This window comes from Sanguibacter antarcticus, assembly GCF_002564005.1.
In the GTDB taxonomy this organism is placed as follows: Bacteria; Actinomycetota; Actinomycetes; order Actinomycetales; family Cellulomonadaceae; genus Sanguibacter; species Sanguibacter antarcticus.
Map to the genome: position 1 here is coordinate 2,587,669 of NZ_PDJG01000001.1, position 22,166 is coordinate 2,609,834.

18 protein-coding genes are annotated in these 22,166 nt (G+C 70.9%); 8 read left to right on the plus strand and 10 right to left on the minus strand.

Annotated features, from left to right (window positions below; all coding sequences use genetic code 11):
- Nucleotides 1–53 precede the first annotated feature (53 nt).
- The 3 genes from ATL42_RS11750 to ATL42_RS11760 are packed head-to-tail and all read right to left on the minus strand — an operon-like array spanning nt 54 to nt 5,676.
- The gene (locus ATL42_RS11750; protein WP_098455505.1) at nt 54–3,488 is read right to left on the minus strand and encodes an ATP-binding protein; all 3,435 of its coding nucleotides are present in this window, start codon (nt 3,486–3,488) and stop codon (nt 54–56) included.
- On the minus strand, nt 3,488–4,132 hold the full coding sequence (locus tag ATL42_RS11755; protein WP_098455506.1) for a DUF4194 domain-containing protein: 645 nt from the start codon (nt 4,130–4,132) through the stop codon (nt 3,488–3,490). The genes ATL42_RS11750 and ATL42_RS11755 overlap by 1 nt, the downstream gene beginning before the upstream one ends.
- On the minus strand, nt 4,129–5,676 hold the full coding sequence (locus ATL42_RS11760) for a DUF3375 domain-containing protein (RefSeq protein WP_098455507.1): 1,548 nt from the start codon (nt 5,674–5,676) through the stop codon (nt 4,129–4,131). The genes ATL42_RS11755 and ATL42_RS11760 overlap by 4 nt, the downstream gene beginning before the upstream one ends.
- A 143-nt stretch (nt 5,677–5,819) precedes the next feature.
- On the opposite strand from ATL42_RS11760, the gene ppdK reads away from it, so the two are divergent.
- A complete protein-coding gene (gene ppdK, locus ATL42_RS11765) occupies nt 5,820–8,528 on the plus strand; it encodes a pyruvate, phosphate dikinase (protein ID WP_098455508.1) in 2,709 nt (902 codons plus the stop codon).
- A 9-nt stretch (nt 8,529–8,537) separates the two neighbouring features.
- Here ppdK and ATL42_RS16445 read toward each other — a convergent pair whose 3' ends face one another.
- Nucleotides 8,538–8,684, minus strand: a complete 147-nt coding sequence (locus ATL42_RS16445) for a hypothetical protein (RefSeq protein ID WP_169925412.1) — start codon at nt 8,682–8,684, stop codon at nt 8,538–8,540.
- Nucleotides 8,685–8,786: 102 nt separating this feature from the next.
- Between ATL42_RS16445 and ATL42_RS11770 the strand changes: the two genes are divergently transcribed.
- The 3 genes from ATL42_RS11770 (at nt 8,787) to ATL42_RS16455 (ending at nt 10,870) form a co-directional block, all read left to right on the plus strand.
- Nucleotides 8,787–10,085: an ADP-ribosylglycohydrolase family protein gene (locus ATL42_RS11770; RefSeq protein ID WP_098455509.1), complete on the plus strand. Its 1,299-nt coding sequence runs from the start codon at nt 8,787–8,789 to the stop codon at nt 10,083–10,085.
- 97 nt (nt 10,086–10,182) lie between these two features.
- Complete coding sequence (locus tag ATL42_RS11775) at nt 10,183–10,647, plus strand: DUF6098 family protein (protein ID WP_098455510.1); 465 nt, start codon at nt 10,183–10,185, stop codon at nt 10,645–10,647.
- Nucleotides 10,648–10,693: 46 nt separating this feature from the next.
- Nucleotides 10,694–10,870, plus strand: coding sequence for a hypothetical protein (locus tag ATL42_RS16455; protein WP_169925413.1), 177 nt, complete (start codon nt 10,694–10,696; stop codon nt 10,868–10,870).
- Between the two features lie 39 nt (nt 10,871–10,909).
- Here ATL42_RS16455 and ATL42_RS11780 read toward each other — a convergent pair whose 3' ends face one another.
- Genes ATL42_RS11780 through ATL42_RS11790 form a run of 3 tightly spaced genes read right to left on the minus strand, consistent with a single transcriptional unit; the run spans nt 10,910 to nt 14,210 of the window.
- Nucleotides 10,910–11,674, minus strand: coding sequence for a glycosyltransferase family 2 protein (locus ATL42_RS11780; RefSeq protein ID WP_098455511.1), 765 nt, complete (start codon nt 11,672–11,674; stop codon nt 10,910–10,912).
- Nucleotides 11,671–13,128 (minus strand): bifunctional PIG-L family deacetylase/class I SAM-dependent methyltransferase, encoded by a 1,458-nt coding sequence (locus ATL42_RS11785; RefSeq protein WP_245862480.1) that lies wholly within the window; start codon nt 13,126–13,128, stop codon nt 11,671–11,673. The genes ATL42_RS11780 and ATL42_RS11785 overlap by 4 nt, the downstream gene beginning before the upstream one ends.
- Nucleotides 13,125–14,210 (minus strand): acyl-CoA dehydrogenase family protein, encoded by a 1,086-nt coding sequence (locus ATL42_RS11790; protein WP_245862482.1) that lies wholly within the window; start codon nt 14,208–14,210, stop codon nt 13,125–13,127. The genes ATL42_RS11785 and ATL42_RS11790 overlap by 4 nt, the downstream gene beginning before the upstream one ends.
- A 158-nt stretch (nt 14,211–14,368) precedes the next feature.
- Here ATL42_RS11790 and ATL42_RS11795 point away from each other — a divergent pair, with 158 nt between their 5' ends.
- Nucleotides 14,369–15,370 carry an aldo/keto reductase gene (locus tag ATL42_RS11795; protein ID WP_098456537.1) on the plus strand — a complete coding sequence of 334 codons (1,002 nt, stop codon included), beginning with the start codon at nt 14,369–14,371 and terminating at the stop codon, nt 15,368–15,370.
- Nucleotides 15,371–15,387: 17 nt separating this feature from the next.
- Here the strand turns inward: ATL42_RS11795 and ATL42_RS11800 are convergent, their stop codons facing one another.
- Nucleotides 15,388–18,504, minus strand: a complete 3,117-nt coding sequence (locus ATL42_RS11800; RefSeq protein ID WP_098455513.1) for an efflux RND transporter permease subunit — start codon at nt 18,502–18,504, stop codon at nt 15,388–15,390.
- 126 nt (nt 18,505–18,630) lie between these two features.
- Between ATL42_RS11800 and ATL42_RS11805 the strand changes: the two genes are divergently transcribed.
- Both ATL42_RS11805 and ATL42_RS11810 read left to right on the plus strand, forming a co-directional pair.
- Nucleotides 18,631–19,140, plus strand: coding sequence for a MarR family transcriptional regulator (locus ATL42_RS11805; protein ID WP_098455514.1), 510 nt, complete (start codon nt 18,631–18,633; stop codon nt 19,138–19,140).
- A gap of 79 nt (nt 19,141–19,219) precedes the next feature.
- Nucleotides 19,220–19,402: a hypothetical protein gene (locus ATL42_RS11810; RefSeq protein WP_098455515.1), complete on the plus strand. Its 183-nt coding sequence runs from the start codon at nt 19,220–19,222 to the stop codon at nt 19,400–19,402.
- Between the two features lie 15 nt (nt 19,403–19,417).
- Here the strand turns inward: ATL42_RS11810 and ATL42_RS11815 are convergent, their stop codons facing one another.
- Nucleotides 19,418–19,687 carry a hypothetical protein gene (locus ATL42_RS11815; RefSeq protein ID WP_098455516.1) on the minus strand — a complete coding sequence of 90 codons (270 nt, stop codon included), beginning with the start codon at nt 19,685–19,687 and terminating at the stop codon, nt 19,418–19,420.
- 584 nt (nt 19,688–20,271) lie between these two features.
- Between ATL42_RS11815 and ATL42_RS11820 the strand changes: the two genes are divergently transcribed.
- On the plus strand, nt 20,272–21,447 hold the full coding sequence (locus ATL42_RS11820; protein ID WP_098455517.1) for a hypothetical protein: 1,176 nt from the start codon (nt 20,272–20,274) through the stop codon (nt 21,445–21,447).
- A gap of 37 nt (nt 21,448–21,484) precedes the next feature.
- On the opposite strand, the gene ATL42_RS11825 is transcribed toward ATL42_RS11820, so the two are convergent.
- A complete protein-coding gene (locus ATL42_RS11825) occupies nt 21,485–22,120 on the minus strand; it encodes a YitT family protein (RefSeq protein WP_245862484.1) in 636 nt (211 codons plus the stop codon).
- Nucleotides 22,121–22,166: the final 46 nt, after the last annotated feature.

Genomic DNA, 22,166 nt, shown 5'->3' on the forward strand with positions numbered 1-22,166 from the left:
GCCGACCTCACCTGCACCGACCCCCGGGAGCTGCTCCGAGAGGCGCGAAGACTTCACCCCTCGTCCGTCACCGACCCGCCGCCGAGCGCCCCGACCAGGTGCTGCGCGCGCTTCGCCCGGTACTGGTGGATCGTCAGCGTCTGTAGCCGCGAGCTGCGTCCCGTCGGGTTGTCGACGTATCCGACCGCGGAGATGAACGGTTCGATGACGTGGATCTTCTGCAGCGGCGTGACGATGAGGAGCTGGAGCCCGAGGTTGCGGAAGAGCTGGAGAGCGAACCGCGTCGACTCGTCAGACCCACGCCCGAACGCCTCGTCGATGACGACGAAGCGGAACGCCTTCGAGCGCACCGCACCCCAGTCGAGCTTGAACTGGTACGCGAGCGACGCCGCGAGGATCGTGTAGGCGAGCTTTTCCTTCTGCCCACCGGACTTGCCGCCGGAGTCGGAGTAGTGCTCGTGCTCGTGGTCGTCGGTGCGGTCGCGCTCCGAGGCGGAGAGCACGAACCAGTTGCGCACGTCCGTCACGCGTCGGGTCCATGCCTGGTCGGCCTCCGACTGCCCCTCGCGGCCACGGAACCGCTCGATGATCTCCTTCACGCGCAGGAAGCGCTGCTCGGAGTACTGCTCGCCGTCCTCCGCGTCGAGCGTGTCGCCCGTGCAGTCGCGCAGCTGGCTCCGGAAGTCGCGGACCTCCGTGTTCGGGGTCGACTGCATCTCCAGGCGGATGTAGCGCCCCGGGTTGTAGTCGATCGCGCGCAGGGAGTCGTTGATGACGTCGATGCGGTCGCGGATGAGCTCGGACTGCTTCTGCAGCTCGGCGCTGAACTGGGCGATGTCCCGGATCGTGTTCGTGTTGAGGTAGTCCTTGAACTTCTCCTCGAACCTAGGCAGGTCGTCCCGGTCGAGCCGGCGCAGCAGGTCCCGGTACTCGTCTGCGGCGCGCACGTCGTCGTCCATCTCGGACGTCTCGACCGGGAACTGGTTGCTGAACCCGTGCATCTGGCGGGCGATGCTCGTCGCGAGCCGCGTCTGCTCGCTGTGGAGCGCGTCGATCGTCGCAGTGAGCGTCGCGCGGACGCGGTGCTCGGCCGCGTCGTGGTCGTCTGGCACCCCCGCCGCACGAGATGCCGCGAACGCTTCCTCGAACGCCTCGCCGATCGCGTCGAAGTGCGTCTGCACGACGCCGCGTCGCGCCTCCGCGAGCACCGACTGCGCGGCGGCGCGCTGGCTCCTCGCCTCGTCGAGCGCATGCTTCTCCCCACCGTTGCGCACGAGGAGCTCGTCGCGCTCGCGCGTCAGGTCGGCGACCTTGCGCGCCACGTCGTCGAGCGTCCGGGCGATCTCGGCGAGCTCGACGGAGTCGTTCTCGACCCGGTGCTTCTCGGCAGTGAGCTCGGCGATGTCGTTGACGACGCTCTGCCAGTCGAGCTCGTTCCAGTCGCGGAACATCTCGAGCCGGTTGAGAGCGTGCGTCCGGTCGACCAGCCCGTCCTTGCGGGCGATGAGCGCGTCGCGTCGCCCGCCGAGGTCGGCGAGGCGTGCGGTGACGCCTGCTGCCTGCGCGAGGAGCGCGTCGACCTTGGCACTGTTGGACCAGCCGAGCACGAACCGGCTGCGGTCGTCGATGCGGTCGCGGTCGTTCTTCTCGTGGTGCGTCGCCGAGTGCTTGATCTGTCCCTGGCGGGTCAGCGCGCGGGTGGCGAGGTGGAAGTCCGCCATCGTCTCGACGCAGTCGAAGGACGCGCGGCGCGCGAGCTCGCGCTCGAGCCACGGGTAGAACGCCGACTGCTTGATCTCGAGCATCTCGACGAGCATCGGCCACCGGTCGCGCTCGGTGCGGTCGAAGCGCCCGCTCACGTGGGCGGGCACACGGTGGTAGACGAGCCGCTGGCCTACGTTGTTGTCGTTGATCCACGTGGAGACGGCCGGGTAGTGCTCGACCGGGACGAGCAGGGAGAGCGCGAAGCTGCGCAGCACGCGTTCGGCTGCGCCCTCCCACGCGTCGTGCTCCGGGCGGACGGCGATGAGCTCGCCGGCGAACGGCAGCTCCTCCTCCGACAGCCCGACGTCGGCGCACAGGCGGGCCCGGACGGAGAGGCTGCCCTGCGGCAGGCTCGTCGTGCGGCCGCGCAGGCTGCTGATCTCGTCCGAGAGCTCCCGGCTGTCGAGCTTGACGTCACGGAGCGTGAAGTCGAGGTCGCCGATGGCCGACTCGACCTCCGCGAGCTCGGTGCGGGCCGTGCCGTGCGCCACGTGGGCTTCTGTACGGCGCAGCTCGAACTCGTGGGCGTCGGTCACCGACTCCAGACCCGCCGTGGCGAGGTAGCCCGCGTGCTCGCTGGCGCGACGCTCCCGGTCCGAACGAGCGTGAGCGAGCCGCTCGGTCGCTGTCTCGATCTGGGCAAGACGGTCCCCGCCCTGGCCGGCCCGCTCCAGCTCGAGCCGGCGACGCTCCCACTCCAGCGAGCTGACCTCGGCACCGAGGATCGTCAGACGCGCGTCTCGCGCGGTGACAGCGGTCTCGAGCTCGGCGATGCGGGCGGTGTGGAGCGCGTCCTTGCGGTGCGCCGTGTAGAAGCGCAGCGCGTCGCGCTGGGCGGTGGCGCGCGCGATCCGGTCCCGCAGGTCGGCGTACGTGTCGCAGTCCGCGACGATCGGCGTGAGGTGGAGGATCTGGGTGCGCGCCCTCGCGACGGCGTCGTGCGCACGCGTGAGGTCGTCGAAGTGGGCGACGAGCTGGTCGGTCCACCGTGCTGCGTCGAACGGCTCGAGCATGTGGTGCCGGACGAACTCGTTGAGGTCTCCGACCGACTTCATCGAGACCGTCTGGTGGAACAGGTCCATGGCCTGGTCGGACTCGATGCCGAGGATGCGGCGGAAGTCCTTGCCGTAGTCGGCGAACGTGTCACGGACCTGCGCACCGGACTCCCGCAGGCGCCGCCGCAGCGTGCTGATGTCACCGTCGAAGTTGGCGAAGTGCTCAGCGATGGTCATGCGCGACGTCGCGGTCACGTAGAACCTGTTGGGCTGGCCCTGGTCGCCGTCTTTGAGCCAGAAGACCTGCGCGAGCACCCCGAGGCCGTCGTAGCCGCGGTTCGCGAACTCCCCGAGGACCACAGAGTAGGTGCTGCCCTCCCGCAGGCCGACCGGACGGGACGTGCCGGTCGCCTCGTTGCGCTCCGACTTGTAGTACCCGGCGACGTACGAGCGCAGGGTGCGCTCGCGCGCCTCGGCGCCCGCAGCCTTGTTGTAGCTGATGCGGTTGGCCGGCAGCAGGAGCGTCGTGATCGCGTCGACGATGGTCGACTTGCCGGAGCCGATGTCCCCCGTGAGCAGGGCGTTGCGGCCCTCGAGGTCGAAGCCCCACGTCCGCTGGTCGAACGTGCCCCAGTTGAGCACCTCGAGCCGCTCGAGCCGGAAGCCTGCCCGACGGTCGACGTCCGCGTCCGCGTCGTACAGCTCGACCGCGCTGAAGAGTCCCTGCATCAGTCGTCCGTCCCTGCGTCAGGTGTGCTGCGGGTGTGAGCGGCGGAGCCGGCCGGCGCCGCGCCGGTCGCGTGCTCGAGGTACTCCCCGAGGCGCGCGTCGAGCTCGGAGAGCCACTGGGCGTCGACGAACGCCTTGAGGATGCGACGCACCTCGAACGCCCCGCCCTCGACCTCGCGGAGGAAGCCGAGCTGGGTCGCACGCCGGACGTGCACGTCGACCTTGTCGACGAGACGCGCCTCGTTCGACGTTGACGGCAGGAACACGCGGAGCATCTCGACGATCTCGTCGCGCTCGAGGACCAGGCGTGTGTCGCCGCCCTCGGAGTCGAACTGCGCGAGCCGCTTGCGCAGCAGCGCGAGGAGGAGGCTCACCTCGAACGGCAGGCTGCGCCGCGCGACGAGGCGCAGGGTCCCCTCGCGGTCCTCGTCGTCGTCCGGCAGCGCCTGGAGGTAGCCGTAGCCCTCGGTCTCGTCGATGACGACGGTCAGCCCGATGGTCGCCACGTAGTCCCGCGCCTGGCTCTGCAGCTGCAGGAGGTCGCGCCACTGCCGCTCGTGAGTGTCCCGGTAGACGACACCCTTCATGAGCGCAGTCACGACGTACGACAGCTCCGGCTCGGAGCGGACGGACTGCTCACTCATCGTTCCTCCTGCGGGTCGGGGTCGGTGTCGGGGTCGGTGTCAGGGGCTGCCAGAGCCGGTGCGGATCCCGCCCGGGCGAAGGTGATCCGCGGGACCGTGGCGACGCGCTCGGTGCCGTCGGTGGTCCACCGGACCTCGTCGGTGCGCTCGGCGTCGAGCACCACGTCGAAGCGCGGGTCCTCGAGCGAGAGGTACGTGACGAGCTCGGCGAGCCCCTGCTCGAGCGGCCGGTCCGCGACGACCTCGACCAAGGACACCTGGCCCTCGTGCTGGAGACGCTCGCGGACCCCGCGGGCGAGGCGCTCGGGGTCGACGTGCACCTGCTCGAAGAGCAGGCTCGTGTCGAAGTCGACGGCGCCGGGCTCGACGTGCTCGGAGTCGATGCGCTCGATGGTGTGGGGCCGGAAGAGCGGGCGCTCCATGGGCAGCACGATGTCGAGGTCCACGCCGTCGATCTCCGTGGCGAGCGCCACGTCGACGTCCGTGCCCGGCGGCGGCACGTGGTCCCGGACCGCGAGGGCGCGGGACTCGATGCTGCGCAGGATATCCATGACCCGGCGGTTCTCGGCCCACACCTGGTCGTCGAGGAACCGGCGCAGGTGCTCGGACAGGACCCGGACGGTGGCCTGCGTCTGCTCCCCCGCGTCGAGCCAGTCGTAGTGGATGCGGCGCAGCCGCCTGTCCGGGCCGCCCGTCGCGCCGGGGGCGGCGACCGCGCTGATCGCGTCGAGCGACTGCACCTTGGCGACGAGGTCGGTGAACTCCTCCTGCCGCTCGCGCGAGAGGAGGAAGTCGTAGAAGGCGTGGAAGCTGCGCCCCTGGTCGGAGTCGGCGATGGAGGTCCGCGAACCGACGACCTGCTCGAGCAGCTCGCCCTTCGAGCCGTCCCAGCCGGTGATGCGCTCGCGCATGTCGCGGTCGAGCGCCCGGAAGTTCGCCTCGACCTCGCGGAAGTCGGAGAGCAGCTCGGCGGCCATGGCCGCGAACTGCTGGTAGCGGTCTCGCTGGGAGGCCGGGTCGAGGACGGTGACCCGCCCGTCGCGGACCTGGGCGATCTCGGCGTCGATCTGCGCGCGACGCGCCTCGAGCTCGGCGAGCCGGACCGCGGGGTCGGACTCGGTGCCGTGCGCGAGCTGGCGCAAGAGGTCGAAGACGGTGTTGAGGCGGGACTCGGTCCCGACGAACGACCTCCCGGCGAGCGACGCGACCCAGCCGACAGCCTTCTCGACGGCAGGCGTCGCGTCGTAGTGCGGCTCGTCCGTCCCAGGGCGGTAGTACTTGCGCAGCCAGCCGGCGTCGCGGTGCGCCCACGCGTCGAGGTAGGCCTTGGGATGACGCGGGTAGAGGGGTGTGTCCGCGTCGGTGTTGAGGGCGTAGAGCTCGTCGTCGAGGAGCGAGACGAGCTCGGTCTCGCCGATGGACCGGATGTTCTGCTCGATGAAGACTCGTCCGAGGAACGTCAGCACGAGTGCGGCGTTGTCAGCGCGAAGGAGCCGCCAGGCGGCGCTGTCGCGGCGCAGCGCCTCGACGTCGTCGTGGTTCATCGTTCTCTTCCGTCTGCGGTGCACCGACCGGTCCCGGCGGCGACATCAGGGTACGCGCTCGGGGTCGCCACCTCGGGGAAGACAGGCCACACTCGAAGGAAGGTGGCCGCACCGCGGTGGCCGCCCGGTGACTGGGGGTAGTCATGAGCAGGTATGTGTACGACTTCAGCGAAGGCAACAAGGACCTCAAGGACCTGCTCGGTGGCAAGGGGGCGAACCTCGCCGAGATGACACGGCTGGGGCTCCCTGTGCCGCCAGGCTTCACCATCACCACCGAGGCGTGTCGCTCCTACCTGTCGACCGGTCTGCTGCCGCCCGAGCTGCGCGTCGAGGTGACGATGGCGCTCCGCCGCCTCGAGGACACCCTCGGCCGCAGCCTCGGCGACTTCCACGAGCCGCTCCTCGTCTCCGTGCGCTCAGGAGCCAAGTTCTCCATGCCGGGCATGATGGAGACGGTCCTCAACATCGGTCTCAACGACGCGTCCGTGCAGGGCCTCGCCGAGTTCTCCGGCGATCCCCGGTTCGCGTGGGACTCCTACCGCCGCCTCGTCCAGATGTTCGGCAAGACCGTCCTCGGCATCGACGGCGACCTCTTCGCCCAGGCTCTCGACGACCTCAAGACGGCGCGCGGCGTCGTCTCGGACGTCGACCTGACCGCCGAGGACCTCGAACAGCTCGTCGACACGTTCAAGGCGATCGTCCGTGACCACTCTGGCCGCGACTTCCCCCAGCACCCCCGCGAGCAGCTCGACCTCACGATCGCCGCGATCTTCACGTCCTGGAACACCGACCGCGCCCGGCTGTACCGTCGCCGCGAGCGCATCCCCGACGACCTGGGCACGGCGGTCACGGTCATGTCGATGGTGTTCGGGAACCTCGGCGACACGTCCGGCACCGGTGTGTGCTTCACGCGCGACCCGTCCACCGGGGTCGTGGGCACGTACGGCGACTACCTCGTCAACGCCCAGGGCGAGGACGTGGTCTCGGGCATCCGCAACACGTTGTCGCTGCAGGACTTCGCGGAGCTCGACCATGCGGCGCACAACGAGCTCCAGGTCGCGATGCGGCGCCTGGAGACGCACTACCGGGACCTGTGCGACATCGAGTTCACAGTCGAGCGCGGCAAGCTGTGGATGCTCCAGACCCGCGTGGGCAAGCGCACGGCGGCGGCGGCGTTCCGGATCGCGATCCAGCTGGTCGACGAGAACCTCATCACGATGGACGAGGCGCTCAGCCGGGTCAGCGGTGCGCAGCTCGACAAGCTCTTGTTCCCGCAGTTCGGTCCGCACTCGAACGAGCTGCTGACGACCGCGATGCCCGCCTCGCCGGGGGCTGCGGTCGGTTCGGTCGTCTTCGACTCCCCCACCGCCGAGGCGTGGGCTGCGGAGGGCAAGGACGTCATCCTCGTGCGGCGCGAGACCAACCCAGACGACCTCTCGGGCATGATCGCGGCGGTCGGCGTCATCACGTCGCGCGGCGGCAAGACGTCCCACGCCGCCGTGGTGGCGCGCGGCATGGGGCTCACGTGCGTGGTGGGGGCGCACGAGGTGAGCGTCGACCCGGTCGCTCGCACGTTCACGGTGGGAGACCGCACGGTGCACGAGGGCGACCGCATCGCGATCGACGGCGGGACGGGCGAGATGTTCCTCGGCGACGTGCCGGTGGATGCGTCGCCGGTGGTGCGCTACCTGAGGGACGGGCTCGAGGCCACGCTGGAGACGACGAAGGACGACCAGGACGTCACCGACCTCGTCAAGGCCGTCCACCTCGTCCTCACGCACGCGGACGAGGTGCGCCGCCTGCACGTGCACGCGAACGCGGACACCCCCGAGGACGCCCACCGGGCCCGCTCTCTCGGTGCCGAGGGCATCGGGCTGTGCCGGACGGAGCACATGTTCCTCGGCGAGCGGCGCGTGCTCATCGAGCGCATCGTCCTCGCCGACGAGGACGCCGAGCGCCAGGCGGCGATGGATGCGCTCGTCCCGTTGCAGCGGACCGACTTCTTGGGGCTCCTCACGGAGATGGACGGGCTGCCGTGCACCATCCGGCTCATCGATCCGCCGCTGCACGAGTTCCTCCCGGACTACACCGACCTCGCGGTGAAGGTCGCGCTCGCTGAGGCTGCGGGAACGCCGAACGCGCACGACGTCACGGTGCTCGCTGCCGTCGCACGGATGCACGAGTCCAACCCGATGCTCGGGCTGCGCGGCGTGCGGCTCGGTCTGCTCCTGCCGGGGCTCTTCGCCCTGCAGGTGCGAGCGCTCGCCGAGGCTGCGGTGGAGCGCATCAAGGCGGGCGGGGACCCGCACCCCGAGATCATGGTTCCGCTCGTCGCGTCGGTCATGGAGCTGCACCTCGTGCGGGACCAGGCGGAAGCGATCGTCGCGGAGGTCGCGGAGCGGGAGGGCGTGACGCTCAGGATCCCGGTCGGCGCGATGATCGAGCTGCCCCGTGCGGCGCTCACGGCGGGGCGCATCGCCACGGCGGCGGACTTCTTCTCGTTCGGGACGAACGACCTCACGCAGACCACGTGGGGGTTCTCGCGGGACGACGTCGAGGCGGCGTTCTTCTCGACGTACCGGGCCAACGGCGTCCTCACGGTGTCCCCGTTCGAGACGATCGACGCGCTGGGTGTCGGTGAGCTCGTCCGCATCGGGGTCGAGCAAGCACGCTCGACCCGGCCGGACATCACTCTCGGTGTCTGCGGGGAGCACGGCGGGGACCCGGAGTCGATCGCGTTCTTCCACCGGGTGGGCCTGGACTACATCTCGTGCTCGCCGTTCCGCGTGCCGGTCGCGCGGCTCGAGGCGGGCAGGGCTGCAGTGGCGCCGCCGGACGGTGAGACGTCGTGAGGGTGACGCTCAGGTCCAGGAGCCGCTGACCCAGGAGAACGTGACGAGCGCGACGACGACGACGACCTCGAGGACGAACAGGACCGCGGTCCACCGCCGGACCTTGCGCGGGGCACGACCGATCGCGCTCTCCTGGGTCTGCGTCTCGTGCTGCATACCCCTCCATCGGCACCCCCCGACCGAACATGAGTCGAGGCTCGTGAGATCGCCCGGTGGTCACCCAGCGGGCGTCGGGAGCGCCCCAGGTAATGTTCAGCCATGACCACCGACGCTCTCGACGGGAACGTGCTGGACCGTGCGTCTGGCGTGCTCCTCGGCCAGGCGTGCGGAGACGCGCTGGGCGTTCCGTACGAGTTCGCGTGGCCGCCGGAGGGCGACGCGCAGATGAGCGGTGGCGGCCTCGGCCCCTATGCGCCGGGAGAGTGGAGCGACGACACGCAGATGGCCGTCTGCATCGCGCGCGTGAGCGAGCGCGGCGGCGGCCTGACGAGCACGGACGAGCTCGACGAGGTCGCGGCGGCCTTCGAGGCGTGGCTCGCCGAGGGTGCGACCGACGTCGGCACCCAGACGGCCAGCGTGCTGCGCGCGGCAGCGACGCTCTCGGGCGGGGCTGCGGAGCGTCTGGCGACAGCGTCGTCCGTGCTCCACGAACGGACGCAGAAGACTGCTGGGAACGGTGCCCTCATGCGCACGGGCGTCGTCGGGCTCGTGGCGCTCGACGACCGCGAGCGCACGGCGCGCGCTGCCCGTGCGGTCGCTGAGCTGACGCACGCGGACCCGTTGGCGGCGGAGTCGTGCGTCTTGTGGTCGGAGGCGATCCGTGCGGCGGTCACGCGCTCGGTGCTCGACGTCCGGGCAGGGCTGGACCTCTTGCCGGTGGACCGGCAGTCGGTGTGGGAGGCGTGGATCGCGGATGCTGAGCGTGCGCGGCCAGAGGCTGACCTGCGGACCAACGGTTTCACGGTGACGGCGTTCCAGGCGGCGTGGCACGCGATCCGGCACTCGCCGTTCTTCTCGGCGGGCGAGTTCACGGAGTACGACGCGACGGTGTCGCACCTGCCTGACGCGTTGCACCGGGCGGTGCGCATCGGCGGCGACACGGACACGGTCGCGGCGATCGCCGGTGCGCTGCTCGGCGCTCGGCACGGGACGCGGTTCATCCCGCGCGAGTGGTCGCTCGCGGTCCACGGGTGGCCGGGGATGCGTGGCATCGACCTCTCGCGGCTCGGCAGGCTCACGGCCCAGCGCGGCCTGGGACTGTTCGAGGGCGCGACGCGGTGCCCTGTCTGCGGCACGGTGGGCAACGCGAGCGCGCGCTATCCCGACCGGGTGTGCACGTGGTGCGCTGCGTGGGTGACGGACGAGCAGGGGGTCCCGGTGTCGTTGTACAACGTGAGCTTCTCGGGTGGCTTCACCGCCCAGTACGACGACGGGCGGGCTGCTGAGCAGGTCACGCGCGCGGGCCGTGTCCTCATCGGGGGCACGGAGTTCGCTGCGGGCGAGGCGCACATGGGCGGCACGGTCGTGCATCCTCTGCGGGAGGGCACCCCGGCGTGACGTGACGCGCTCCTCGACTGCTGTCCGCTCCTCGAGATGCGGGGTGGTCCTCGACGAGGCACGGTAGTTCTCTCGGTGCAGTTCTCTGGAGGACATCATGAGCAGCACGTCGCACGCCGGGAGCACCAGCTCCATCGACATACCCCAGGGGCTCGAAGACGCGCCCCTGATGAGTGACCTGGACGAGATCGCTGCCCTTCAACGGGCGGTCGGTCCCCTCTATCTGCGGTACAGCCCCGGGCCGGTGGTCGACGCCCGCACGGGGAGCCACGACCAGGAGAGCGGGTGCGACCTGCCTGGTCTCGCGGCCGCTCCCCTGACCCCTGAGCCGTGGTGGGACCGGCCCGAGGAGGAGTGGATCGCACGTCAGCTGTGCCAGTACACCCACATGTGGGTGCGTCCTCGCAACGCGGGCTGGCTCTTGACGGGAGACGTCATCGGGCGGGGGTGCAACTCCGAGCCTCTGCTCGCGAACGCCCGGCCGGTCGCGCTGGTGACCCAGCGGTGCGTCGAGCACGCGGCCTCTGTCTACGAACGAGCCTTTCACCCTGGTCGATCCTGACCGGTACGGAACATCTCCCCCCCCTACACACGAAGCAGGTGCACGCATGACCGAGCACACGACCTCTGACGCGACGACCGTGAACCCGTCCGAGCTGCCGTACGACCCGGCGACCGACCCGGACGCCCAGCCCGAGAGCCTCAGCTCGAAGGCTCCGACGCAGCCGAACCAGGCCGAGGGTGCCGACGTCGACGAGGCGCCAGAAGAGCTCGAGGGGGCCTGACCCTCGAGCTCGTGGGACAGGTCGCCGACGCTCGGGGATTCAGCCCGTCGGGAGCGACTCGCGCAGGTGGCGGGCGTACCCTCCGGGGGTACGCCCGTCCGTCCGCCCTGAGGTGAGCACCCAGCAGGCGTCGGTCGCCACCTCGCGGGCTCCGACGGCGCGCGCTGCCGCCACGAGCTCGACGTCCTCGTGCTCGGCGATCGCCGGGTATCCCCCGACCGCGCGGTACACCGACGCGCGGATCCCGAGGTTGGTCCCGTGCACGTGACCGTTCGCGACGCCGGGCGTGTGGGTCGCTGACCAGGCGGCCTGCTGCGCGGGCGTGAGGTCGCGGGCGTCGGGTCGGACCGTCCCGACGAGGAGGTCGACGCCGCTGCGGGCGACCGCTGCGTGCTCGGTGACCCAGTGCGCCGGGACCTGCGAGTCGGCGTCCGTGCTCGCCACCCACACCGACGAGAGACCGACGCCTGGACGACGGGCCGCGAGGTCGGCCAGGGCGGCCTCGACACCCGCTGAGCGGGCTGCCCCGACGGTGTGCTGCGCGACGCGCACGATCCGGAACCCGTACCGCTCGGCGATCTCGGCCGAGCCGTCCGTGCAGCTGTCGAGGACGACGGTCACGGCGACGTCGACGATGCCCTCGGCCGCACGGGCGGCGACCTCGAGCGCGCGCAGGCTGGCATCGAGGAGGGCTTCTTCGTCGTGGACCGGCACGACGACGAGGACGGCATCGACCGTGTCGACCACCGCCGGCTGCGGTGGTTCCCACGACTCGGGCGCGTCGGGCACGCACGCGGTGCTCATGCCAGCCCTGCCCGGGTTGCGACAGACACGGCGGGCGGGCGGACGAGCACGTCGAGCAGGAAGTCCTCCTCGACGTGCCGGGCGAGACGGGCCAGGTCGGTGCGTGACTCGAGCGCGGCGTGCACGGTGTCGCCGCTCGCCGGGTACTCCGCCACGGGGTGACGCCAGTGGCAGGCGACGACGACGCCGTCGGGCGTGAGAGAAGCCACGACCCTGTCGATGAGCGCAGCGAGGTCCGCGGGGCCGTAGTAGTAGCCGACCTCGGAGAGGACCACGAGGTCGAAGGAGCCGGGCGGCCACTCGTGCGGGGTCGCAAGCTGGAGGAACGTCGCCCGGTCGCCCACCCGGGCGCGCGCGGCCTCGAGCGGCGCGGCCGCGATGTCCACAGCGACGAGCGTGTCGCACCGCTCGGCGAGCTCAGCCGTGAGGACGCCGGTGGAGCATCCGACCTCGAGACCGGACCCGAACCGCGGACGAGGCAGCGACGCGAGCGTCACCGCGCGCTTGCGCTCCTCGTACCAGCGCGTCTCGAAGCCCCACGGGTCGGAGCGTCCCGTGTAGAAGTCGTCGAAGAAGCTCTGCGGGAGCGTCGCGCGGTCGGGTGCTTGGGCGCGGGTCTGGGTCTGGGTCTGGGCCACGACGAACACCTCGACCGGCCGGTCGAAGTGACGGAGCATCTCGGGGCCGAGCATCGCCTCGTCGCCGGGCGCCGAGGACAGGGGCGCGGTCTGGGAGGCGTGCTCCCCCAGCGCTGCGGCCTTCGCGGCCCGTTCAGGTCCGCCGAGGTCGAGGTGGGCGAGCCGGTCCCACGGGACCGCCGCGTCGTCGGGCGCTGCCCAGTGCCACATCCACACCGGATACTCCACGAGACCGACACCGCGGCTCGCGGCGACCTCGCGGGCCACCTCGCCTGCGGCACGGTGGTCGCGGTGCCGGTCCCCGGACCACGGCGCGGCGAGCAGGACGCCACCGACCCCGCCGACCCCGCCGACCGCGCCGTCGCGGGCGGAGTCGCGGGCGGAGTCGAGCACCGCGCCGAGGGCGTCGCGCAGGCGGTGCGCGTTCTCGCGCAGCCCACCGTCGGGGAGCGCGAGGAGGTGGACCGCGGCGCCGGGGGCGACCGTGCCGAGCGCGCGGAGCAGCTCCGCGCGGCGCACCCGCACGAGGTCGGCCGGCGTGTGCGTGGGTGACCCGGGGTGCGACGCGTCGCCGTCCGTCGCGACGACGACCGTGACTTTCACGCCCCGCCGGGACAGGTGCGCGACGAGGCCCGCGGCCCCGAGCGTCTCGTCGTCGGGGTGGGCGGCGAGCACCACGAGGTGCGTCACGTCCTCGACGTCGAGAGCGGGCAGCGCCGCGTCGTGCAGGGCGCTCGCCCAGAGAGCCTCGCTCGTTCCCGCGTCGCGGTGGTCGAACACGGCGCGGCCGTCGCTGGCACCGCCCGCCTCGTTCACCACGGGAGCGTCCCGCCGGCGACGAGGTCACGCCCCAGAGCTGCGTCGTCCCGCTCGCCGTGGTGCTGGCGCACGTAGAGCGCGAGGTCCGCGACGCGCCGTGCGTAGGTCTCGTCGTGGGCCATCGGCCCGGGCCCGAGGGCGTGCGCCGCCCGCCCGAGCGTCTCCTCGACCGCACGGGCGACGACGGTGCGCGTGCGCCGCGCGAGGACGCCTGGAGGTAGCTCGACGCCGTGGGACGTGCGCGCGTCGACGGCCGCGCTCGCGTCGAGCAGGGCTGTGCGGGCTCCGGTGAGCGCGGTGTCGACCGCGCCGAGGTGGGCGAGCGCGATCTGGTCCGGCTCGCGTGCGGTGCACGCCGCGAAGACGTCCCGCGCGACGCCGACGGCGCCTCCCCACCAGCACGCTGCGACACCGATCCCGCCCCACGCGAAGCCGGGCCGTGCCAGGTACCAGCCGGTGTCGCCGACAGGGACGGCGGGTGCGCGGTCGAAGCGGACGGGTGCGCTGACCACCTGCGAGAGCCCGCGGGCGACCCACGGACCAGCATCTGCGGTGACGGCAGGATCGCGGAGGTCGACGGCGAAGAGCCTGCGGCCGTCGTCGGTCCAGGCCGTGACGAGAGCGTGCGAGACCGACTGTGCGAGGGAGCACCACGGCTTCACGCCGTCGAGGATCCAGCGGGCGCCGTGCTGCGTCGCGGTCACCCGGACGCCCGGGCCCTCCGCCGCGTACACGCCCCACGTGCTCGCGGGGCCGGCTCCGAGGTGTTCGAGGTCGACCTCGCCGGCGGCTGCGAGGATCGCGAGCGCGTCGAGGTGCGGCTCGAGGATCCGCGCGACACCGACGTCGAGGGCAGCCGTCGACGCGAGCGTCTCCCACAGCAGGGCCGTCCGGCCTGCTCCTGGGAGCGGTGCGTGGCGCCCGACCTCGACCGCCCAGGCGAGCGCCTGCTCGACGTCGCCGTCGAACGACGCGACCGGGTCGACGAGCCCGAGGAGGTCTGCGTCCTCGACGGGCTCGCTCCCGTGGGTGGCATGGAGCCGCACAGTTGGTGCGCCACCGCTTCTCGTCGCCTGCATGTCCGCCTCCTGTGCCACCTGCTCGAACCTCGGGCGAGACTATGGGAGAGACCGCGACCTCGCACCCGATCGCGCACCAGGCCGTGCGGGCTGTCGTGCGCACGTGCGTGCGGACGGCCGCCCAGGTGCGATCTCAGATCCGGGTGTTGACTGGTCGCATGACGAAACAGAACATCGGAACACGCATCCTCGGAACGGCCTCGCCCCTGACCGTGTCCACCCTCGGGCTCGGCTGCATGGGCATGTCGGAGTTCTACGGCACGAGCGACGAGGCGGGTGCGATCGAGACGATCCACCGGGCGCTCGACCTCGGCGTGACGTTCATCGACACCGCTGACATGTACGGGCCGTTCACGAACGAAAAGCTCGTCGGCCGGGCGATCGCCGGGCGCCGCGACGAGGTCCAGCTGGCGACGAAGTTCGGCAACGAGCGGCTGCCCGACGGCACGCGCCTCGGCATCAACGGACGTCCGGAGTACGTGCGGGCGGCGTGCGACGCGTCGCTCGAGCGCCTGGGCGTCGACCACATCGACCTGTACTACCAGCACCGCGTGGACAAGACGGTCCCGATCGAGGAGACGGTCGGCGCGATGGCCGAGCTCGTCGCGGCGGGCAAGGTGCGCCACCTCGGGCTGTCGGAGGCGTCCGCGTCGACGATTCGCCGGGCGCACGCGACGCACACGATCACGGCCCTGCAGACGGAGTACTCGCTCTTCACGCGTGACATCGAGGACGAGATCCTGCCGACGCTGCGCGAGCTCGGGATCGGCCTCGTGCCCTACTCGCCGCTGGGCCGCGGGCTGCTCACGGGTGCGGTGGCTCCTGAGTCGCTCGACCCGAGCGACTCCCGCCTCTCTCCGTACTTCCCGCGTTTCCACGGCGACGCGTACGACGCGAACATGGCGCTCGTCGCGAAGATCACGGCGATCGCCGAGTCGAAGGGGCTCACTCCCGGACAGCTGGCGCTGGCCTGGGTCCTCGCGCAGGGCGACGAGGTGGTGCCGATCCCCGGCACGCGTCGGGTGCGCTACGTCGAGGAGAACGCGGCGGCCGCCGCGGTGACGCTGACTCCTGAGGACCTGGCCACGCTCGAGGTAGCGGTCCCCCGCGATGCGGTCGCGGGGGCCCGCTACGGCGACATGACGTCGATCGACGCCTAGCTCGCCAGCCCGGTTCGCTAGCCCACCAGGGCCGGGCTGTCCGCCTCGTCGGGGGTGCGCCGCGTGCGGCGCCCCTCGACGAGGCGGTAGAGCACCGGGACGAGGACGAGCGTCAGGGCGGTCGAGGAGACGAGCCCGCCGATGACGACGATCGCGAGGTCCTGGGAGATGAACCCGGCCGAGCCCATGATCCCGAGCGCCATGGGGATGAGCGCGAAGATCGTGGCGAGCGCGGTCATGACGATGGGCCGCAGACGTTGGCGGGCACCGTTGAACACGGCGTCCTCGACGCTCTGCCCTTGTGCCCGGTACTGGTTGACGAGGTCGATAAGCACGATCGCGTTGGTCACGACGATCCCGATGAGCATGAGCATCCCGATGAGCGCGGAGACGCCGAGCGGGGTGCCTGAGGCCAGGAGGAGCAGGATCGCCCCGGTGGCTGCGAACGGGATGGACACGAGCAGGATGAGCGGCTGCACGAGCGACCGGAACGTCCCGACCATGAGCAGGTAGACGATCGCGATCGCGACGAGCATCGCGAGGCCCAGCTGCCGGAACGAGTCGCCCTGGAGCTCGGCGACGCCTCCGAGGGAGGCGCTCGCCCCGCTCGGCAGGTCGAGGGCGTCGAGTCGTTCTTGGACGTCTGCGGTGAGCGCCCCGAGCTCGCCCTCGACGGGTGTCAGGGAGATGGTCGCGACGAGCTCGCCACCCTGGCGGGCGATGGTCGTGGGGACCTCGACGCGCTCGACGGACGCGACGTCGGAGAGGGCGAGCATGCCGGCCGCGCTGGGCAGGACCATCTGCTCGATCTCGGCCGTCGTGGTCGGCGTCGCGCCGGTGTCGACGAAGATCTGGTACTCGGTGTTCTCGATCCGCAGGTCTCCGACGCTCTGCGGCGACAGGGTGCCGGCGACGATCCCGACGACCTGCATCTCGGTGAGTCCGCGCTCGAGGGCTGCGGTCCGGTCGACGACGATCTGCAGCGTGGGCTGCTCGGCGGCGCGGTCGGAGCCGACCTCGGTGGCGTCGTCGACGTCCTGGACGGCGGTGAGGACCTGGTCGGCGGCCTCGGCGAGGGACGCGTCGTCCCCGGCCTCGACGATGATGTCGACGGTCGAGGAGAACCCGCCGCCGTTGTCGGGCAACGTGATGGTCCCGGCGTCGGTGAGCGCGGCCATGGCGTCACGGACGGTGTCCTTGAGCGCGACCTGGTCGGCGTCCTCGTCGGTCGTGACGATGAACGACGCGGTGCCGCCGCCTCCGCCGAGCATCGCGGCGAGGCCGTCGCCGCCGGAGCCTGCCGTCATCATGACGGCGTCGATCCCGTCGATGTCCGCGAGGGCGTCCTCGACCTTCGTGGCGCCCTCGCTCACGGCGTCGAGGTCGGTGCCGGGCTCGAACTCCTGCGTGATCGAGAGCGAGTTCTGCCCGGTGCTGCCGAGGAAGTCGACCTTGAGGAGCGGCACGAGGGAGACGGTGACGACGAGGAGGAGCACCGAGGCGACGAGCGTGATGACCGGGTGGCGCTGGGTGGAGCGCAGCACGGGCTTGTACGCGCGCTGCAGCGGACCGTTGTGCTCTTTCTCCTCGGCGTCGGCGCGCGCCTGCGCGGCCAGCGCGGCGGCGGCCGGGTCGGCGGTGGTCGTCGCGGTGGCGTTGGCCGTCGTCCCGAGGAACCAGTAGGAGAGCACGGGGACGATCGTCAGTGCCACGACGAGCGAGGAGAGCATGGCGATCGCGACGGTGATCGCGAAGGGCCGGAAGAGCTCGCCGACGGTGCCGCTCACCAGAGCGATGGGCAGGAAGACGGCGATGGTGGTGAGCGTGGAGGCGGTGATGGCGCCGGCGACCTCGCGGACACCGGTGAGGATCGAGGCCGTCTTGGGCTCGCCGTAGCTGAGGTGTCGCTTGATGTTCTCGATGACGACGATGGAGTCGTCGACGACGCGTCCGATGGCGATGGTCAGCGCACCGAGCGTGAGCATGTTGAGCGTGTAGCCGCCGAGGTACAGGCCGACGAACGTCACGAGCACGGACAGCGGGATGGAGATGGCGGTCACGAGCGTCGAGCGCACGGACATGAGGAAGACGAGGATGACGACGACGGCGAAGACGAGGCCGAGCAACCCCTCGATGGCGAGGTGGTTGATGGACTCTTCGATGAACGGCGCCTGGCTGAACAGGACGTTGAGCTCGACGTCGTCGAGCTCGGTCGCGAGCGACGCGAGGACGTCGTCGACGCCGTGGGAGACGGTCACGAGGTCGGCGTCGGTCGTGGCGGTGATGGAGAGCGAGAGGCTCTCGACGCCGTTCGTGCGCGTGATCGAGGTGATCTCGGAGGGGACGAGCGAGACGTCGGCGATGCTGCCGAGCGCGACGACGGCGCCGGGCGTCGTGGCCGACGCGAGCGGGAGGGCCGCGAGGTCGTCGAGCGTCGTGAGCGGGGAGCCTGCCTGGACGGAGAGCTCTTCGCCGTCCTCGGCGATGCTCCCGACCGGGAGCGTGAGCCCGTTGGCGTCGAGCGCGGCGCTGATGTCCGTGACGGAGACGCCTGCGGCAGCGAGGTCGGCCATCCGCGGGGAGATGACGATGCGTTCGGTCTGCGCGCCGGAGACGGTCGCGGCGCGGACGCCGTCGACGGCTTCGAGCTGCGGGACGGCCACGGCGGCGAGCCGGGCGGAGAGGTCGGTCGTCGAGCCGCCGGAGGATGCGGTGATGAACATGATGGGGAACTCGGAGAAGCCGCCGGAGAGGACCTCGGGGGTGGCGTCGGCCGGGAGCGACGTGACGGAGTCGAGAGCGGACTCCAGCGCTCGCGTGAACTCGACGGAGTCGGTGCCGAACGCGTAGTTGACCGTGATCATCGAGAGGGACCCGGAGGAGCTGGCGACGACCTGCTCGACGTCCGGGACGGCCGTGATCGCCTGGGAGAGCGGGGCGCTGATCTGCTCGTCGATCACCTCGGGGCTGCCGCCTGGCAGCGTGGTGATCACCGTGGCCTGGGGAAGGTCGATCGAGGGGATGAGCTCTTGCTTGAGGCTCGTCATCGAGTAGAGACCGAGCCCGGCGATCATGAGCGTGACCAGGGCGACGAGCGCCCTGTTGGCCAGGCTCAGTCGGGTGAGGCGAAACATGGGGACCACCAGGGGTGTAGGGGCTGCTAGCGTAAGTACTTAGCGTCACACAAACGTTAGTGTGAGGCTAAGTAACCTGTCAACGCGGATCGCCGACAGGTCGACCCGAACCGGGAGAACAGACGCATGGCACCCGTGGACACCGCCGCCCGCGACGACGATCACGCCGACGAGCGCGCCGACATCATCAAGCAGCTCTTCGAGGCCCAGTGTGAGCTGGAGACCACCGTCATGCCCCGGATGGCCGAAGAGCTCATGACGATCCCGCTGACGATGCAGCAGCTCAAGGTCCTCGCAGTCCTCGTCACCGAGACCGACGACAACACCGTCCACGGGCTGGCCACCACGCTCAACGTCTCCCTCGCCACGATGTCCGGGATCCTCGACCGCCTCACGACGCACGGCATGGCGACCCGCACCGAGGACCCCACAGACCACCGGGTGCGGCGCATCCTCGCGACGACGGAGGGCCGGAACATCATCCGACGCCTGCTCGTCGCCCAGCCCCAGGTCGACCACGCCCCCGTCGCGCTCCTCGCGCTCGACGACCTCAGGGCCCTCAACCAGGGCGTCCAAGCACTCGTGCACGCGACCCGGGCAGCAACACGCGACGAGACGTCAGAGACTCCCTCCTGACCCGTCCGACGCGCGCGACCTGCCCGTTCGTCGCAGACTGGGAGACGCCCACCGCCATCGCACCCAAGGACGTGACACCGTGAAGCACCTCGCCTCCAGGCTCCGCTCGATCATCGTCGTGAGCGTCGTCGCCTGCATCGCGCGCGCCATCGGCCGACGCATCTCCGACCAGTCCGTGAAGAACAACCACGGCCAGGCGACGAGCCTCTCGCAGACGCTCGACTCTCTCACGGCGAAGCGTGGGGCGACCGCGAAGCACTGACGCTGGTCCGCCACCTCACCCCCGACGCGCGGCCATCTTCTCGTAGCGCCACGCGAGCAGCTCCCGGTCTGGCCGGTCGGCGGAGCGTTGCGACGTCGAGATGGTGCGCCCGTGCATCTCCTGGAGACCGTGCTTGAGCACGGGGCCGTCGGTCTCAGCAGGAAGGTCGCTGTCGATCTCGACGCCACAGTCGGGCGTGATGCCCATCATGTTCTGGTCAGAGGCCCGGTACTGGACCCCGTCGATGATGCGCAGCCGCAGGGCCGCCTCGACCAGGGTGTCCATGGGCTGCACTCACCTCCACGACACGCCGAGCGCAGTATCTGAGCGTCTGCGGGCACTTCTCCCCATGGCGGCAGGGCGACCTCGTCGTCAGAGTAGGTGGAGCATCTGCCAACCCGACAACGGAGCCCCCATGTCCAGGCGCCGCCGTTTCACCTCCGTTCCCCGCCGTATCGTCCGAGCAGCGGTGCGCGTGCTCAAGGCCTTCCTCGAGCTGAACGGCTGAGAACGGCGCAGCCGAACGCGTGCTGAGCCCTGACCTGCGTGGCTGGGACGACTTCGTCACGGAAGCCGAGCTGATGGAGCCCGCTCGTGAGTCCGCGGAGGACGTGCGGGCACTTCTCCCCATGGCGGCAAGGCTGCGCCGGGGTCACAGTGGGTGAAGTTTTTTCACCCGCCCGACTACGGAGCCTCCTATGCCCACGCGCCACCGTCCTGCCTCTGCTCCACGCCGCGCGACCCAGGCCGCGGTGCTCGCGCTCACAGCGCTCCTCTCGCTGAGCGCCTGAGACCGCGAGTCCTCCTCGGAGGGCGCCTCTCGAGGCCTCTACGCTGATGGGGTCCTGGCCGTCGTCGAGAGGCGTCGCATGTCTGATCGCCCCGCGTTCCTGCCTGCCGCCTCGGTGGGTGCGCCTGGATCTGAGGTGGCGTCGGCCCCGGTGCGCCGACGCCCCCGGAGCCGGCCGTGGTTGATCGGCATCGTCGCGGCGCTCGTCGTCGTGCTCGCTGCGGGTGCGGTGGTCGTCGGGTTGTTCCTGGTCACCGAGGCACGCAGGTCGGTGGCGGCGCGGGACATCGACGACATCCTGGGTGCGGCTCCCGGGGTGAGCGTCGTGGACGTCTCGTACTCCTCCAGCCCCTTCTCGTCGGGGCGGACCTTTCTCGTCACTGTCCGCGTGGACACTGGGACGAGCACCTCGGACCTCTCAGCAGCACTGGTCGCCTGTCAGCAGCGCTGGCGCGACTCACCTCTCGGGGACGACGCGGTCCAGACGGGTATCGAGATCGTCGCGGCCGACGATGCTGAGGTCGATGCTGAGGTCGATGCGTCGGACGCGCAGGCGTCTCTCTCCTTCAGCGGCTGGCACCTCGCCGAGGAGCAGACCGCCGCCCACGTCGCGTACTGGGCGATGCTCCGCGAGGTGCTCGGCCCTGTCACGGTCGGGGTCTCCTCCTACGTCGACGAGACGACGAGCTCGCTGTTCGTCGACGTTCCGCGGGCGACCGTCGCGACGCCGACGGACCTGGCCGACCGGATCGACGAAGCCGCTTCGGCAACGCCTCCCGCTGGCCGGTGGACGTGGTCGGTCAGCACCGTCGGCTCCCCTGGTGACGACACGTCGCGGTATGCGCTCGATACGCTCGGGAGCCGCCCCGATGCTCGGGTTCTCGAGCTGTGGCGAGGTGCCGCCGCGCTCGCGTCGAGCAGCCCTCGCACGCCGGGGCTGTGGCTTCGGACCGGGACGGGGGTCGATCCCGCAGCCACGCTCCTCGTCACGTTCCCGGCCGGAGAGGGCCTCGACGGCCCGGACGGCTCCGACGCCGCGAGCGACGCCTTCGTCGGCGGCCCCTCCTGGGACGACGCCGTCGGGTTCGCCGAGCTCGTCGCCGCCTCGGAGCACGGCACCCGGCTGTGGATCCAGGTCGAGGGGACGTTCGTCGCGGAGATCTCGTCAGGCTCGTGCGCCGCAGCCCCGGCGCAGCAGGTCGTCACGCAAGCGCTCCTGGAGCACCTGAGAACGGCTCGGCCGGACGACTGCTGAGACCCGACCCGCGACGCCGCCGAACTCGCCGTCGACCTCAGGCGAGGTAGCGTCCGGGCCGGTGGTTCATGGCGAGGATGACGTTGAGCACGACCACCCCGAGCACCGAGGCGAGCACCACCTGGGCGTCGACGACGAGGAGTGCGGCAAGCACGATGACTGCGTCGAAGCAGAGCTGGACGAGCCCGGCGCTGAGCCCGAACCGTTCTTGGACGAAGAGGACGAAGATGCCGAGGCCGCCGGCGCTGGCGCGGTGACGGAAGAGCACGATGAAGGCCAGGCCCATGAACATCCCGCCCATCGCGCACGCATAGAACGGCGTGATGAACGTGATGGTGATGTTGGCTGCGTGCGCCTCGGTGAGCACGGAGATGAGACCGACGACGGTGAACGTCTTGAGCGTGAACACCCACCCCATCCGCACCACGGCCAGGACGTAGAACGGCAGGTTGATGAGGAAGAAGACGATGCTGAAGCTCCAGCCCGTCGAGTAGGTGATGAGGAAGGCGATCCCGGCGAGACCACCGGAGACACCACCGACGTCTTTGAGGAGCATGAGCCCGAAAGACAGCGCCGTCGCACCGACGAGGAGCGCCACGACGTCCTCGCTCGGACGGTGCGGTCGCGCGGGGACGGGTGGTGCGGCTGGCCGCGCGGGGCTGGTAGTTGTCACCGGTGTAGCGTGCGGCCAGACGCTCGCCATGCACAACAGAGCGGCC